Genomic DNA, 13,975 nt, shown 5'->3' on the forward strand with positions numbered 1-13,975 from the left:
GGTAACTCCGAGCATAAGAACACCCAGGCATTCCAGGCCCGGTGGGACAGTCTCGCATGATGCTTGGGGTTAGTCAGTGTCGACCAAGGTCGTGTGCAGGATCTGGCTTATGTAGCTGCTGGCAAGTGTGGGAGCTGGCTTGCCTGCGATTCAGGCGCTGCGGTGTGACAGTTGCACCGTGGCGATGCTATCGCGGGCAAGCCCGGCTACCACCCAAGCCCGCGCCTACCGTTCGCGGGGCGGCAGGGTTTTCTGGCGCAGAATATACACAGTCACGAGAACGGCACTGGTCAGCATGAAACCGCGTGCCCACGGCAGCGGCACCAGGTAGCAGGAGAAACCAATGCTCAGCCACATCAAGCCGAGTGCGTAGACCTTGCCCTTGAGCGGAATGCCATTGCCGTCCAGGTAGTCTTTGATCCACGGGCCCAGGCGCGGGTGTTCCACCAGCCAGTGGTAGAAACGCGGGGAGCTTCGAGCGAAGCAGGCGGCGGCGAGTAGCAGGAAGGGCGTGGTCGGCAGTACTGGAAGGAAGATGCCGATCACTCCCAGCGCCACGCTCAACCAGCCGATGGCCAGCAGTGCGTAACGCAGGAGTAGCGAGCGATCGCCCATGGGGGACACGGGCAAACGACTCAGTGGTGACGGGGCTTGAGGATCGCCGGTTTTTCGTCAGGGGCGTTGCACAACAGGTACAGGGCGGTCAGGGCTTCCGGGATCTGTACGATCATGTCGTCCATCAGGTTGGCGTCGGAAGCGATGTCGGAGAATTCCGGCTGGTCGTCGAACAGACCCGAACCGACCATGATCGGCAGCAGCATTTCGCTGACTTCTTCCTCGGCGGTTTCGAACCAGGCGGCTTCGCGCAGGAACACGCCTTCCATGAAACCGATGCACCAGCCGCGCAGGTCGGAGTCATCCGGGTCTTCGCCCAGGTCCAGCTCGCAAGGCAGCTCGAATTCCTCGTCGGAAGCCAGTTGGCGACCGATGTGGGCCTTGAGGGCCAGCAGGGTGGATTCGATTTCTTCGCGTTGGGCGGCATCGGCGTAATGCGGCTCTTCGGCGAACAAGGCGTCGATCCACTCACGGTCCGGCACGATGTCGGAAGAGATCGACAGGGCGGTCAGGTAGCCGTGGGCGGCCACGTAGTCCAGCGCCTCGTCATGCAGCTCATCGGCGTCGAGGAAGGCTTGCAGGCGGGTTAGTTGCTCAGCGAAGGACATTACGGCATACCTTGGGAATAAACGATGCGCAATTCTAGGCTTTCTTGAGCCCCCAGGCCAGCTGCAAGGCATATTTGCCAGGTTTTAGATAGCAGTCGCTGTTCGTCAGTGGCGCCCTTTGCGGACCGACGCTCGGGTATACTGCCGCGTTTTGTGATGCCCCTGCAGGCCAAGCGCCAACCCGCGAAAACTTCGCTTACGGATTATTTCCCGTGAAGCCGGGGTTTTTCGGCCAGCCTGTACAGAGGGATTTCGGCACCATTTTGGAGTTTTACATGCTCGAGCAGGCTCAACGCGTCCTCAAGGACATCTTCGGCTACGACAGTTTTCGTGGCCGCCAGGGTGCGATCATTGAGCGCGTGGCCAGTGGCGGTGATGCCCTGGTGCTGATGCCTACCGGCGGCGGCAAGTCGTTGTGCTTCCAGGTGCCGGCGCTGTTGCGTAACGGCCTGGCCGTGGTGGTGTCGCCGCTGATCGCGTTGATGGACGACCAGGTCGCCACCCTTGAAGAGCTTGGTGTCGCCGCCGCCTCCTTGAACTCCACCCTCAGCGCCGAGCAGCAGCGCGACCTGGCCGCGCGCATCAAGCGCGGTGAAGTGAAGATGCTTTACCTGGCCCCTGAGCGTCTGGTGCAGCCGCGCATGCTGGCGTTTTTGCAGAGCCTGGAAATCGCCCTGTTCGCCATCGATGAAGCCCACTGCGTATCGCAATGGGGCCACGATTTTCGTCGCGAATATTTGCAGCTGGGCCAATTGGCGGAATTGTTTCCCGACGTCCCGCGCATCGCGTTGACGGCCACTGCCGACAAACGCACCCGTGAAGAAATCGTCGAGCGCCTGCACCTGCAGAACGCCGAGCGCTTCCTGTCGAGTTTCGACCGGCCGAACATCTTCTACCGCATTGTGCCCAAGGAGCAGCCGCGCAAGCAGTTGCTGGCGTTCCTGTCCGAGCGGCGCAGCGATGCGGGCATCGTCTATTGCCTGTCGCGCAAGAAGGTCGATGAAGTGGCCGCGTTCCTCTGCGAGCAAGGCTACCCGGCGCTGCCGTACCACGCGGGCCTGCCCAATGAAACGCGCTCTGCCCACCAGAAGCGCTTTCTCAACGAGGAAGGCCTGATCATGGTGGCGACCATCGCGTTCGGCATGGGTATCGACAAATCCAACGTGCGCTTTGTCGCGCACATGGACCTGCCCAAGTCCCTCGAGGCGTATTACCAGGAAACCGGTCGCGCCGGCCGTGATGGCCTGCCGGCGGATGCCTGGATGGTCTACGGCCTGCAAGACGTGGTGATGCTCAAGCAGATGCTGCAGAACTCCGAGGGCGACGAGCGTCACAAGCGACTGGAGCAACACAAGCTCGACGCAATGCTGTCGCTGTGTGAAGAGACGCGCTGCCGCCGCCAAACGCTGCTGGCGTACTTCGACGAAGACATGCCCGAGCCGTGCGGTCACTGCGACAACTGCGTGGACGGCGTGCAGACTTGGGACGCCACCGAGCCGGCGCGCCAGGCGTTGTCAGCCATCTATCGCACCGGCCAGCGTTACGGCGTGGGCCATCTGGTGGATGTGTTGCTGGGCAAGGACAACGAAAAAGTGCGCAGCTTCGGCCACGAAAAACTCTCCGTCTATGGCGTCGGCAAAGCCCGCGCTGAAGGCGAGTGGCGCTCACTGTTCCGCCAGATGGTCGCCCGCGGCCTGGTGGACATCGACCTGGAAGGGTATGGCGGCCTGCGCCTGAACGACAGTTGCCGGCCATTGCTCAAGGGCGAAGTGAGCCTGGAGCTGCGTCGCGACCTCAAACCGCAGACCACGGCCAAGAGCAGCACCAGCCAGGCCAGCCAGTTGGTCCGTGGCGAAGAGCGCGAGCAATGGGAAGCCTTGCGCACCCTGCGACGTAAACTTGCGCAGGAACACAGCGTGCCGCCTTACGTTATTTTCCCCGACTCCACGTTGCTGGAGATGCTGCGCGAGCAGCCGACCACCATGGCCGAAATGGCCCGGGTCAGCGGCGTCGGCGCGCGCAAGCTGGAACGCTACGGGCAAGCCTTCCTCGAAGTGCTCGGCGGCCAGGCCGAGGCGCCGAAGGAAGTCGCCGATATTCGCCACGAATTGATCAGCCTGGCGCGTGCCGGCATGACCCCGATCCAGATTGCCGGCCAACTGCAATGTTCCGAAAAAAACGTCTATACCCTGCTGGCCGAATCCATCGGCAAGCAGCAGTTGTCGTTGGAGCAGGCCCTTGATTTGCCGGAAGATCTGCTCGGTGAAATCCAGGATGCATTCCTTGACGGAGAGGGCGAATTGCCACCGGTTGCGGAGATCGCGCCGCTGTTTACCGGTCGTGTGCCTGAAGGTGTTTTGTATTGTGTGCGGGCTGCTTTGCAGTCGGAATTCGAAATTTAGTGTGCCAATTGCGCCAATGTAACGAATCAGTACAGAGCGGCGCTTGCCTCCTGGCATGGCTCATGCTTAGCTGACTAATAATTAGCCACACTTTATTTTCAGTCTAAACCATGAGTTTTTTATGCCTTTAACCGATCAACACCGCTTTGGCATGCAGTTGGCGCAAATGTCCCGAGGTTGGCGCGCCGAACTGGACCGCCGCTTGGCGGGGCTGGGTTTGTCCCAGGCGCGTTGGCTGGTGCTGTTGCACCTGGCCCGTTTTGCGGAAGCGCCCACTCAGCGCGAGCTGGCTCAAAGTGTTGGCGTCGAAGGGCCGACGCTGGCCCGCCTGCTCGACAGCCTTGAAGGTCAGGGCCTGGTGCAACGCCAGGCGGTGCTGGAAGACCGTCGTGCCAAACGCATATTGCTGTGCGACACCGCCCGCCCGTTGATCGATCAGATTGAAACCATTGCCACAGCGTTGCGCCATGAGCTGTTTGTGGGCGTGGATGAAGAGGATCTGCGCGTGTGCATGCGTGTGCATGGGCACATCCTGGCGAATCTGGAAAAGTCCTGATCTGGGATTCACCAGGGATCAAAAAGTGGGAGCTGGCTTGCCAGCTCCCACTTTTTTTGTGCCTAGAACGTCTGGCCGAGGTTCAGGTACACCGCCTGCTGATTGTCATCATTGAACCCGTAGCTGAAATTCAGCGGCCCCAGCGGGGTATCAAACCCCAGGAAAATACTCGCAGCGTTGATGTAACCGCTGTCGAATTGATTGTCGTTGTTCCACGCCCGGCCGCGTTCCACCGAGGCCCCCAGGTACAGCGGGAAATCCAGCGGCAGGTACGAGCGCGGCGTCAGGCGGCGGTAGTACACCGCGCGCATCAGAGCGATGTTCTGCCCCGAGATCGCATCTTCGCGAAAGCCCGACAATTGCCGCGCACCGCCCAGCAGGAAGCTGGACACCACCACGTCGGATTTATCCAGAGTGCGCCCGTAACGGCCGCCCAGTATCAGCGTGTCCGGGCCGCGGCTCATGGCCTTGTCCAGTTTGAATTCCCATTGTCGATAGCGCTGGTCCGAGCCTAACCCGGGCTCGAATTCGCGGAACGCCAGGCCGATGTCTTCGCCGGTGTGCGGGAAGTACACGTTATCGAGCGAGTCGAACGAGTACTTCAGTTCATAGAAGCCCTCGCTGAAGCTCACGCTCGGCAGGTCGCGGTCGCCGATGCGCACGTCCGCCTTGCCCCAGGCTTCGCCGACGCCGAAGCGGATCTCGCCGCTGTTGCCGATCTGGCGACCGACGTTCAAGCCAAAGCCATAACGCTCCAGGCGGTATTCGGAGATGGGATCGTTGTCCAGAATCAGTTCAACGTTCTGCGCCTGGGCACTGATATAGGGCGCGACGAAGTAGCGTGAACCGACATCCAGTGGCTGGTAGAACTCGCTGTACAGCTCTTGGCGATCACCGATCTGCACCCGCGTCAGCCATTCGGCGCCGAGGCGATTGATGCCATTCATGCGGTAGCTGGCGCCGAGGTTGAAGGCGCTGTCGCCGCGCATGTCATCCGACAGGTTCAGGCCCAGGCGCAAGTAGTCGGTGCCGCTGCGTTTGCCGCGAGCACTGATCACCAGGGTATTGTCCTGGCCCTTTTTCACCACGCGGTATTGCACCTGCTCGAAGTAGTCCAGGCCGTACAGGGTGCCCATGTCGGTTTGCAGACGGCCCAGGTTCAACGGCTCGCCCAGGTTTTGGCGGATGTAATAGCGGATCACGTCATCGCTGACCTTCGAGTCGTTCTCCACCTTGATGGCGGTAATCACGGGCGTGCGCTCGCCGGGCGTGCGGGCCGCGATCAGTTGCGGGTCGACAGGCTCAGCAGGGCGCAGGTGCGCCAGGCGTATATCAAGCGCGCGGGTGGCGCGGTAGCCAGCGTCGATCATGTCCTTGGCGCGGCCGAAGTCCGTCACGCCGTAAGCCGCCAGCGGCGGTTGGATCAGCACATCCTTGGGGTGCAGCGCCTTGAGTTGCTCTTCAGAGTTGCGCCGGGTCATCAGGGTGATCGACTGGTTGAGCACATCGACGACAGTGGCAAGTTGCTTGCGCGAACGCAGCGGGGTGCCGATGTCGACCACGATGGCAATGTCGACGCCCATCTCACGTGCCACGTCCAGCGGGATGTTGTCGGTCATGCCGCCGTCCACCAGCAGCCGGCCGTCGATTTCTACCGGGGCGAACACCGCCGGGATCGACATGCTCGCGCGGATCACCTGGGGCAAGTGGCCTTTGTTGAAAACGACTTTTTCGCCGGTGGTGATGTCGGTGGCCACCGCGCGGAACGGGATCGGCAGCTTGTCGAAGTTACGCGTGTTGCTGCTGTGGGCGAACATGCTTTCCAGCAGCAGTGCCAGGTTCTGACCCTGAATCACTCCGAGCGGCAGGCCGAGGCTGCCGTCGTCACGGAAACTGAGCTTCTGTTTGACCAAAAAGTCGCGGTCGTCCTGCTTGCGTCGAAACGGCACGTCTTCACGCGGCGGTGCGTCGGACAGCGCTTGTTGCCAGTCGATATTCAGCGCGAGCTTTTCCAGCTCATCAATCTTGTAGCCCGAGGCGTACAGCCCGCCAATCACCGCGCCCATGCTGGTGCCGGCAATCGCATCGATCTGGATCCCTTGCTCCTCCAGGGCCTTGAGCACACCGATATGCGCCAGGCCACGCGCGGCGCCGCCGGACAGCACAAGGCCGATTTTGGGGCGGGGTGTTTCAACGGCGTCGGCGAGCAATGGAAGCAAACACAGAAACAGGCAAGACAACAGGCGGCGCATCATGAATCTCGAGGCTGGGCAATAAAGGCCGGTATTATAGCCACCCGATTCACCCAGCCCGTTATGCCAGGAACCTCTCAAATTATGTCGCTGAGCAAACCCGAGATCGTCATCACCTATTGCACCCAGTGCCAGTGGCTGTTGCGCGCCGCGTGGCTGGCCCAGGAATTGTTGAGTACGTTTGCCGATGACCTGGGCCGTGTGGCGCTGGAGCCGGCCACCGGCGGCGCGTTTCGCATCACCTGCGATGGCGTGCAGATCTGGGAGCGCAAGGCCGACGGCGGCTTCCCCGAAGCCAAGGTGCTCAAGCAGCGCGTGCGTGACCAGATCGACCCACAGCGGGATCTGGGCCACAACGACCGCACAGCCTGAGCATCAGGCCGTCGCCGCAGGCGCCTTGGCTTGGCTGGTGCTGCCCATCAGCCCGGAAAGCACGATGGCGACGATGATCAGCGCGCCGCCCAGCAGCATGCGCAGGGTCGGGGTTTCGGCAAACAGCACCCAGGCCGCGGTGATGCCGTAGACCGGCTCCATGGCAAACACCACCGAGGCGGTGCGCGCTTTGATCACCGCCAGGCTGGCGACAAACAGGCTGTGGGCCAGGCCGGTACAGAACACCCCGAGCAGCCCGATCCACAACCAGTCAATTGCCCGCACATCCGCCAGCCCGGGTGCCGCCACCGGCAGCAGACAAGCCGCGACCACCACGTTCTGACACAGCGCCGCCTGCACCGCGGGGATGCGCCCGGAACTGGCGCGGTTGTTCAACGACAGCAGCGAAAACAGCAGGCCCGAGGCAATGCCCCAGAGCAGGCCGCCGGTGGCTGCGCTGGCAAGGTTGAAGTCCGGCGTCACCAGGATCAGGCCGACACTGACCAGTACCACCAGCAGCACTTCATTGGCGCGAATGCGCTCGCGGAAGATCAGTCCTTCGAGAATCACGGTAAACGCCGGGAACGCGGTAAACCCAAGCGTGGCGACGGCGACGCCGGCGACTTTGACCGCGATGAAGAAGGTTACCCAATGCGCCGCAAGCAGCACGCCGCTGATCAGCAGGCGGCGCCAGTCGCGCATCTGGAGTTTTTTCCAGGTGGTGTTGCTGGCGAATCGCGCAAACACGGCGAGCGCCACCACGGCGAAGGCCGCCCGGCCAAAGACGATGATGGCGGGCGAGGCCGCCGCCAGCTTGCCGAATACGCCGGTGAGGCCAAACATCAGTGCGCCGATATGCAGGGCGCCGAGGGCTGAGCGGGGAGTCATTGCGATCCTTGAACCAACGGGGTGACAGAATCGCAGTCTAGAGGTTGGAGGTGTGGGCGTCTGTCGTCCGGCTCGCGTTTTTTGTCGCAAGACTATGATGAGCGCCGCAATGCGCCCGGTGATGCGCCAAATTCGCGCAACATCGCGGCGGCAAACGCACTTTGCGAGCTGTAGCCGACGCGCTCGGCAATGTCGCCGATGGGCAGCGGCGTGTTGCGCAACAGGTTCAAGGCCATCTGCAGGCGGCGCCCGCGGATGTAGTCCATCGGCGTCTGCCCGCACTCGGCGATAAAGCGCGCGTGCAGGCGCGCGACCGACAGGCCGGCAATGCGCGCAAGGTCCGCGACCTGCAATGGGTGCGCAACGTGTCGTTCGATATGCGCATCAAACGCCGCATACGGCAGGCGTCGTCCCGGCATCGGTTGGGCCAGCGGGTGATTGAGGCTGGCCAATAACAGCACCGCGCCTTGCTGCACGATCAGCGGGTCATCCACCGGGCTGTGCGCCAGCCATTGCACCAGTTGGCTTTGCCGCGAATCCAGGGTCAGGCGTGCCGATTGGTCGAGCAGGCGGCGGCTGGCATCGGCATGCTCGCCCAGCGATTGCACGACCCAGTGTTCGGTGGGTACATCCAGCACCAGGCAACGGCTGCCATCGCGGCTGCCGCAGGCGTGGTGGGCGGAGAAGGGCAGCACCATCACGCTGTTTTCGTGCACCTGGCTGCCCCGGCCATCGACTTCCAGGTCCAGGTGCCCGGACAGGCCAAACACCAACTGCGCATGGTCATGGCTGTGGGCAAGCGGCTCTTCGAGGTAGTGGCGCAGCGTGAGCGTCGGTCTCATCGCGGTCTCCTGAGGGTGCAGGGCGCCAGTCTACAACGCTTCGCGGGCGCCAGGCGCTGTCATCAGACTGACGCACCGCTGTCATGGGCTATTAACCACCAGGGCGCAAGCTCGCGAAAACACCGTCGAGGGATGCCCATGACCCGTGCCGAATTCGCCAAACCCGGTCGTAAACAACGGGTTCGTACCTTGTGGATTTCCGACGTGCACCTGGGCACGCGGGACTGCCAGGCCGAACATTTGTCGCGGTTTCTCAAGGGTTACCACGCCGACAAGGTGTACCTGGTTGGCGACATCATTGATGGCTGGAAAATGCGCGGCGGCATGTATTGGCCCCAGGCCCATACCAACGTGATCCGCCGCCTGCTGACCATGGCCAAGCGCGGCACCGAGGTGATCTATGTCACCGGCAACCATGACGAGTTCCTGCGGCGCTATTCCAAGCTGATCCTGGGCAATATCCAACTGGTCGACGAAGCAGTGCACGTCACCGCCGATGGCCGGCACTTGCTGGTGATCCACGGCGACCAGTTTGATGTGATCACCCGGTACCACCGCTGGCTGGCGTTTCTCGGCGACTCGGCCTACGAATTCACCCTCACGCTGAACCGCTGGCTCAATCACTGGCGGGCGCGGTATGGCTACGGCTACTGGTCGCTGTCGGCGTACCTCAAGCACAAGGTCAAAACGGCAGTGAGCTTTATCAGCGACTTTGAGGAAGCGATCGCCCATGAAGTGACCAAGCGCGAGTTGCATGGCGTGGTCTGCGGGCATATTCACCACGCGGAAATCCGCAAGGTGGGCGAGGTGGATTACCTCAACTGCGGGGATTGGGTGGAGTCGTGCACGGCGTTGATCGAGCACTGGGACGGGCATATCGAGTTGTATCGGTTGGCGGATGCGCAGGCGAAGCAAGCGCAGATCAAAGCCGAGATGGTTGCGGGCTAAAAACCAACACCATTCAAATGTGGGCGCGGGCTGGCCCGCGAATGCGCAGTGTCAGTCAATCCATTGGGTGACTGTCACACCGCATTCGCGAGCACGCCCGCTCCCCCATTTATTCCCCGTTTCTTCAGTGGCAAACGTCGGCGATGGCCTCGGCCAGCAGGGTCAAACGCGTCGCGTCGATGCCCGCCACGTTGGCCCGTCCCGAACTGACCATGTACACGCTGTGCTTCTCGCGCAGTTGCTTGACCTGTTCGGCGCTCAAGCCGGTGTAGGAAAACATCCCGCGCTGCGCACCGATATGCGCAAAGCGTTCGGCCAGCCCGTGGGGCGCCAGCGCCTCTACCAGGCCTGAACGCAACTGCGCGATCCGTGAACGCATGGCTTCGACTTCGTCGCTCCAGCGCTTTTTCAGCTCGGCATCCCCAAGGATGGTCGCCACCACGGCGGCGCCATGGTCCGGCGGCGTCGACCACAGATTACGCGCGGTGTTTGCCAGCTGGCTGCGCACATCCGTGAGCTTTTCAGCATCCGCCGCGCACACGATCAACGCGCCGACACGGTCGCGGTACAGGCCAAAGTTCTTCGAGCAAGAGCTGGTGATCAGCACTTCCGGCAGCTCGGCGGCAAACAGTCGCACGGCCCAGGCGTCTTGCTCCAGGCCGTCGCCGAAGCCTTGATAGGCGAAGTCGATCAGCGGCAGCAATTGGCGCTCGCGCACGATCTGCAGCACCTGGCGCCAGTCGTCCTGGGACAGGTCAAAACCGGTCGGGTTGTGGCAGCACGCGTGCAGCAACACCACGTCGCCCTCGGGCACCGTGGCGAGTGTGGCCAACATCGCGGCCACATCCAGGCGGTTGTCGGCGCCCACGTAGGGGTAGTGACTGACCTTAAGCCCGGCCTTGGCGAAGATGGTTTCGTGGATCGGCCAGGTCGGGTCGCTCAGCCACACGCCGCGCCCCGGCAGGTTATGGGCGATAAAGTCTGCGCTCAGGCGCAGGGCGCCGGTGCCGCCTGGGGTTTGCGTTGCACCGGCACGGCGGTCGCGGATCAAGGCCGAGTCGGCGCCGAGCACCAGTTCGCTGATCAGCGCACCGAATGCCGCATCGCCGTGGCCGCCGATGTAGGTCTTGGTGGTCTGGGTGTCTACCAGGCGCTGTTCGGCGAGTTTTACCGAATGCGGAATCGGCGTGAGGCCCTGGTCGTCTTTATAGACGCCGACGCCCAGGTCGAACTTGTTCGGGTTGCCGTCCTGGGCATACAGGTCCATCAGCCCGAGGATCGGGTCGCCGGGCACGCGGCCAATGGCATCGAAATGCATTACTTGCGGCCCTCGGCGTCCTTGGCCACTTCGTCAGTGCGCGCGGCCATGATGAAGTCGTTGCGGTGCAAGCCTTTGATCGAGTGGCTCCACCAGGTCACGGTGACTTTGCCCCACTCGGTGAGCAGGCCTGGGTGGTGGCCTTCGGCTTCAGATATTTCACCCACGGCGTTGGTAAAGGCCAGGGCAAATTTGAAGTTCTTGAACAGAAAAACCTTTTCCAGCTGCATCACGCCGTCGCGTACTTCAATGTTCCAGTCGGGAATCTGCTTGATCAGTACCGGCAACTCTTCATCGCTGACTTGCGGGGCGTCGGCACGGCAGGCTTCGCAGTGGGCTTGGTTCAAGGTGGTCATGGGAAGTGTCCTGAATTCGAGTGTTTGAAAAACGGTCGTCAGTGGCGTCACCCTAAAGCAACGCGCGGCCAGGGAACAGACTCACCTGGCCTCAAAACATAAGGTTCAAGCCGCTTTGGGTTTGGGCGGAAATTTCGGCGCGTGCAGACCCAACTGCATACCGCGCTCGACCATGCCCATGATGTCTTCCTGCGCTACTTCGAACAGGCGCTTGAGCTCAGGCAGGACGAAATACAGCGGTTGCAGGATGTCGATCCGATACGGCGTGCGCATCGCTTCGAGCGGGTCGAAGGCTTGGTGCTCGGGCTCATCCGACAGGCAATACACGCTTTCCTTGGGCGACGACAGAATGCCGCCACCGTAAATGCGCCGGCCTTGCGGGGTGTCCACCAGGCCGAACTCGATGGTCATCCAGTACAGGCGCGCCAGGTACACGCGCTGTTCCTTGGTCGCGGCCAGGCCGAGCTTGCCGTAGGTGTGGGTGAATTCGGCGAACCAGGGGTTGGTCAGCAGCGGGCAGTGGCCGAAGATCTCGTGGAAAATATCCGGCTCTTGCAGGTAGTCCAGTTCTTCGCGGGTACGAATAAAGGTCGCCACTGGAAACTGCTTGCTGGCGAGTAATTCGAAGAAGGTCTGGAAGGGGATCAGCGCCGGCACGCGGGCGACTTGCCAGCCGGTGGTCTCGGCCAGCACCTGGTTGATTTCACCCAATTGCGGAATGCGGTCCAACGGCAGGCCGAGCTTGTCGATGCCGTCCAGGTATTCCTGGCAGGCGCGACCCTCGATCACTTTCAACTGGCGCGTGATCAGGGTGTTCCACACCGCGTGTTCTTCCGGAGGGTAGTGGATAAAACCTTGCGCATCGGGCTCGCGGGCCACGTAGTGCGTTTGCTTCATACGGCTCTCCTGCTAGGCATTCGTTCTTGTTATGTCCTGCGATGAGCCTATTGATAACCCGCAAGGCGCCGGATTCCATCGGGCTGCGGCCTAATGCTGTAGGAAATGTTACCGGTTTTTGTAAAGTATTCGTTACGATGGCCGGACTCGTCGTTGTCTTGGGCTGTGAAATGCCCATGGGCTGTCACATAATCTTGACGACTATCTGCGCCCAGCGGCAAAAAGACGCGGCGCCTTCCCACCTTTCGGGCTTTTTCATGCGTATTAAAGTGCACTGCCAAAACCGTATCGGCATCCTGCGGGACATCCTCAACCTGTTGGTGGAGTACGGCGTCAACGTCGCCAAGGGCGAGGTCGGTGGCGAACATGGCAATGCGATTTACCTGTTTTGCCCCAACTTGGTGAACATGCAGTTCCAGGCGCTGCGCCCGCAATTTGAAGCCATTGCCGGGGTGTTTGGTGTCAAGCGGGTAGGGCTGATGCCCAGCGAACGTCGGCATATGGAGCTCAATGCGCTGCTTGGCGCCCTGGAGTTTCCGGTGCTGTCGATCGACATGGGCGGCTCCATCGTTGCCGCCAACCGCGCGGCGGCGCAGTTGCTCGGGGTGCGCGTGGACGAGGTCCCGGGAATTCCACTGTCGCGCTATGCCGAGGACTTCGACCTGCCGGAACTGGTGCGGGCGAGCAAGTCGCGGATCAATGGCTTGCGGGTCAAGGTCAAGGGCGACGTATTCCTGGCGGACATCGCGCCGCTGCAATCCTGCGAACACGATGACAGCGAAGCCATGGCGGGGGCCGTGCTGACCCTGCACCGCGCCGACCGCGTCGGTGAGCGCATCTACAACGTGCGCAAGCAGGAACTGCGTGGTTTCGACAGCATCTTCCAGAGCTCCAGGGTCATGGCGGCCGTGGTGCGTGAGGCGCGGCGCATGGCGCCTTTGGATGCGCCTCTATTAATAGAAGGCGAAACCGGCACCGGCAAAGAGCTGTTGGCCCGCGCTTGTCACCTGGCCAGCCCGCGTGGGCAGTCGCCATTGATGGCGCTCAATTGCGCAGGCTTGCCGGAGTCCATGGCCGAGACCGAGCTGTTTGGCTACGGGCCTGGTGCGTTTGAAGGCGCGCGGGCCGAAGGCAAGCTGGGTCTGTTGGAACTGACGGCAGGCGGTACGTTGTTTCTGGATGGCGTCGGTGAAATGAGCGCACGTCTGCAGGTGAAATTGCTGCGTTTTCTGCAGGACGGATGCTTTCGCCGCGTGGGCAGTGATGAAGAGGTCTACCTGGATGTGCGGGTGATCTGTGCGACGCAGGTGGACTTGTCTGAGCTTTGCGCCCGCGGCGAATTCCGCCAGGACCTTTATCACCGCCTCAATGTGCTGTCGCTGCATATCCCGCCGTTGCGCGAATGCCTGGATGGGTTGGCGCCGTTGGTTGAGCATTTCCTCGATCAAGCCAGCCGGCAGATCGGTTGCCCGCTGCCCAAGCTGGCGCCGGCTGCGATGGACCGGCTCAGCCACTATCACTGGCCGGGCAATGTGCGCCAGCTGGAAAACGTGCTGTTTCAGGCGGTGTCGTTGTGCGAAGGCGGGACGGTCAAGGCAGAGCATATTCGCTTGCCGGATTATGGGGTGCGTCAGCCGCTTGGCGATTTCTCGTTGGAGGGAGGGTTGGAGCAGATCGTCGGCCGGTTCGAGAAGGCGGTGCTGGAAGCCTTATATGCCGAGCATTCCAGCAGTCGGCAGCTGGGCAAGCGCTTGGGCGTGTCGCACACCACCATCGCCAATAAGCTGCGTGATTATGAAATCCTCAAGGCCGATAAATAACTGGCGGTCTACACACGATTAAAACTGTGGGAGCGGGCTTGCTCGCGAATGCGACGTGTCAGTCACTACATGTGCAGACTGATACACCGCATTCGCGAGCA

At 61.8% G+C, this 13,975-nt stretch carries 13 protein-coding genes; 5 read left to right on the top strand and 8 right to left on the bottom strand.

All coding sequences use genetic code 11. The annotated features are described in order from the left end of the window. Positions 1-225: 225 nt before the first annotated feature. The gene (locus AC19YS_RS26840) at positions 226-615 is read right to left on the bottom strand and encodes a YbaN family protein (protein WP_200625063.1); all 390 of its coding nucleotides are present in this window, start codon (positions 613-615) and stop codon (positions 226-228) included. A gap of 20 nt (positions 616-635) precedes the next feature. Beyond that, positions 636-1,223 carry a UPF0149 family protein gene (locus tag AC19YS_RS26845; RefSeq protein ID WP_106576431.1) on the bottom strand — a complete coding sequence of 196 codons (588 nt, stop codon included), beginning with the start codon at positions 1,221-1,223 and terminating at the stop codon, positions 636-638. A 275-nt stretch (positions 1,224-1,498) separates the two neighbouring features. On the opposite strand from AC19YS_RS26845, the gene recQ reads away from it, so the two are divergent. Further along, the gene (recQ, locus tag AC19YS_RS26850; RefSeq protein ID WP_053258024.1) at positions 1,499-3,625 is read left to right on the top strand and encodes a DNA helicase RecQ; all 2,127 of its coding nucleotides are present in this window, start codon (positions 1,499-1,501) and stop codon (positions 3,623-3,625) included. Positions 3,626-3,746: 121 nt separating this feature from the next. Further along, positions 3,747-4,181: a MarR family transcriptional regulator gene (locus AC19YS_RS26855; RefSeq protein WP_106576432.1), complete on the top strand. Its 435-nt coding sequence runs from the start codon at positions 3,747-3,749 to the stop codon at positions 4,179-4,181. Between the two features lie 62 nt (positions 4,182-4,243). Here the strand turns inward: AC19YS_RS26855 and AC19YS_RS26860 are convergent, their stop codons facing one another. Further along, positions 4,244-6,433 (bottom strand): patatin-like phospholipase family protein, encoded by a 2,190-nt coding sequence (locus AC19YS_RS26860; RefSeq protein WP_119742272.1) that lies wholly within the window; start codon positions 6,431-6,433, stop codon positions 4,244-4,246. A gap of 84 nt (positions 6,434-6,517) precedes the next feature. Between AC19YS_RS26860 and AC19YS_RS26865 the strand changes: the two genes are divergently transcribed. Next, a complete protein-coding gene (locus AC19YS_RS26865; RefSeq protein WP_106576434.1) occupies positions 6,518-6,805 on the top strand; it encodes an Rdx family protein in 288 nt (95 codons plus the stop codon). Between the two features lie 3 nt (positions 6,806-6,808). Here AC19YS_RS26865 and AC19YS_RS26870 read toward each other — a convergent pair whose 3' ends face one another. Both AC19YS_RS26870 and AC19YS_RS26875 read right to left on the bottom strand, forming a co-directional pair. Further along, the gene (locus AC19YS_RS26870) at positions 6,809-7,693 is read right to left on the bottom strand and encodes a DMT family transporter (RefSeq protein ID WP_472525754.1); all 885 of its coding nucleotides are present in this window, start codon (positions 7,691-7,693) and stop codon (positions 6,809-6,811) included. Between the two features lie 92 nt (positions 7,694-7,785). Next, positions 7,786-8,535 carry an AraC family transcriptional regulator gene (locus AC19YS_RS26875; RefSeq protein ID WP_119742277.1) on the bottom strand — a complete coding sequence of 250 codons (750 nt, stop codon included), beginning with the start codon at positions 8,533-8,535 and terminating at the stop codon, positions 7,786-7,788. 138 nt (positions 8,536-8,673) lie between these two features. On the opposite strand from AC19YS_RS26875, the gene AC19YS_RS26880 reads away from it, so the two are divergent. Then, positions 8,674-9,483, top strand: a complete 810-nt coding sequence (locus tag AC19YS_RS26880) for a UDP-2,3-diacylglucosamine diphosphatase (protein ID WP_124418173.1) — start codon at positions 8,674-8,676, stop codon at positions 9,481-9,483. Positions 9,484-9,607: 124 nt separating this feature from the next. Here the strand turns inward: AC19YS_RS26880 and AC19YS_RS26885 are convergent, their stop codons facing one another. The 3 genes from AC19YS_RS26885 to phhA all read right to left on the bottom strand — a co-directional run bounded on the left by AC19YS_RS26885 (position 9,608) and on the right by phhA (position 12,054). Further along, positions 9,608-10,801, bottom strand: a complete 1,194-nt coding sequence (locus AC19YS_RS26885; RefSeq protein WP_200625061.1) for an amino acid aminotransferase — start codon at positions 10,799-10,801, stop codon at positions 9,608-9,610. Beyond that, a complete protein-coding gene (locus tag AC19YS_RS26890; RefSeq protein WP_106576439.1) occupies positions 10,801-11,157 on the bottom strand; it encodes a 4a-hydroxytetrahydrobiopterin dehydratase in 357 nt (118 codons plus the stop codon). Before AC19YS_RS26890 ends, AC19YS_RS26885 begins: the two co-directional genes overlap by 1 nt. A 105-nt stretch (positions 11,158-11,262) precedes the next feature. Further along, the gene (phhA, locus tag AC19YS_RS26895) at positions 11,263-12,054 is read right to left on the bottom strand and encodes a phenylalanine 4-monooxygenase (RefSeq protein WP_106576440.1); all 792 of its coding nucleotides are present in this window, start codon (positions 12,052-12,054) and stop codon (positions 11,263-11,265) included. A 257-nt stretch (positions 12,055-12,311) separates the two neighbouring features. Here phhA and AC19YS_RS26900 point away from each other — a divergent pair, with 257 nt between their 5' ends. Continuing rightward, on the top strand, positions 12,312-13,874 hold the full coding sequence (locus AC19YS_RS26900; RefSeq protein WP_119742283.1) for a sigma-54-dependent transcriptional regulator: 1,563 nt from the start codon (positions 12,312-12,314) through the stop codon (positions 13,872-13,874). Positions 13,875-13,975: the final 101 nt, after the last annotated feature.

The organism is Pseudomonas sp. MF08831 (assembly GCF_059862645.1).

What these genes read in the sequence shown, in the direction of transcription:
- AC19YS_RS26880 (WP_124418173.1), top strand. Translation starts at nt 8,674, where the DNA reads ATGACCCGTGCCGAATTCGCCAAACCCGGTCGTAAACAACGGGTTCGT.
- AC19YS_RS26890 (WP_106576439.1), bottom strand. Translation starts at nt 11,157, where the DNA reads ATGACCACCTTGAACCAAGCCCACTGCGAAGCCTGCCGTGCCGACGCC.
- AC19YS_RS26900 (WP_119742283.1), top strand. Translation starts at nt 12,312, where the DNA reads ATGCGTATTAAAGTGCACTGCCAAAACCGTATCGGCATCCTGCGGGAC.
- AC19YS_RS26865 (WP_106576434.1), top strand. Translation starts at nt 6,518, where the DNA reads ATGTCGCTGAGCAAACCCGAGATCGTCATCACCTATTGCACCCAGTGC.
- AC19YS_RS26870 (WP_472525754.1), bottom strand. Translation starts at nt 7,693, where the DNA reads ATGACTCCCCGCTCAGCCCTCGGCGCCCTGCATATCGGCGCACTGATG.
- recQ (WP_053258024.1), top strand. Translation starts at nt 1,499, where the DNA reads ATGCTCGAGCAGGCTCAACGCGTCCTCAAGGACATCTTCGGCTACGAC.
- AC19YS_RS26845 (WP_106576431.1), bottom strand. Translation starts at nt 1,223, where the DNA reads ATGTCCTTCGCTGAGCAACTAACCCGCCTGCAAGCCTTCCTCGACGCC.
- phhA (WP_106576440.1), bottom strand. Translation starts at nt 12,054, where the DNA reads ATGAAGCAAACGCACTACGTGGCCCGCGAGCCCGATGCGCAAGGTTTT.
- AC19YS_RS26875 (WP_119742277.1), bottom strand. Translation starts at nt 8,535, where the DNA reads ATGAGACCGACGCTCACGCTGCGCCACTACCTCGAAGAGCCGCTTGCC.
- AC19YS_RS26840 (WP_200625063.1), bottom strand. Translation starts at nt 615, where the DNA reads ATGGGCGATCGCTCGCTACTCCTGCGTTACGCACTGCTGGCCATCGGC.
- AC19YS_RS26860 (WP_119742272.1), bottom strand. Translation starts at nt 6,433, where the DNA reads ATGCGCCGCCTGTTGTCTTGCCTGTTTCTGTGTTTGCTTCCATTGCTC.
- AC19YS_RS26885 (WP_200625061.1), bottom strand. Translation starts at nt 10,801, where the DNA reads ATGCATTTCGATGCCATTGGCCGCGTGCCCGGCGACCCGATCCTCGGG.
- AC19YS_RS26855 (WP_106576432.1), top strand. Translation starts at nt 3,747, where the DNA reads ATGCCTTTAACCGATCAACACCGCTTTGGCATGCAGTTGGCGCAAATG.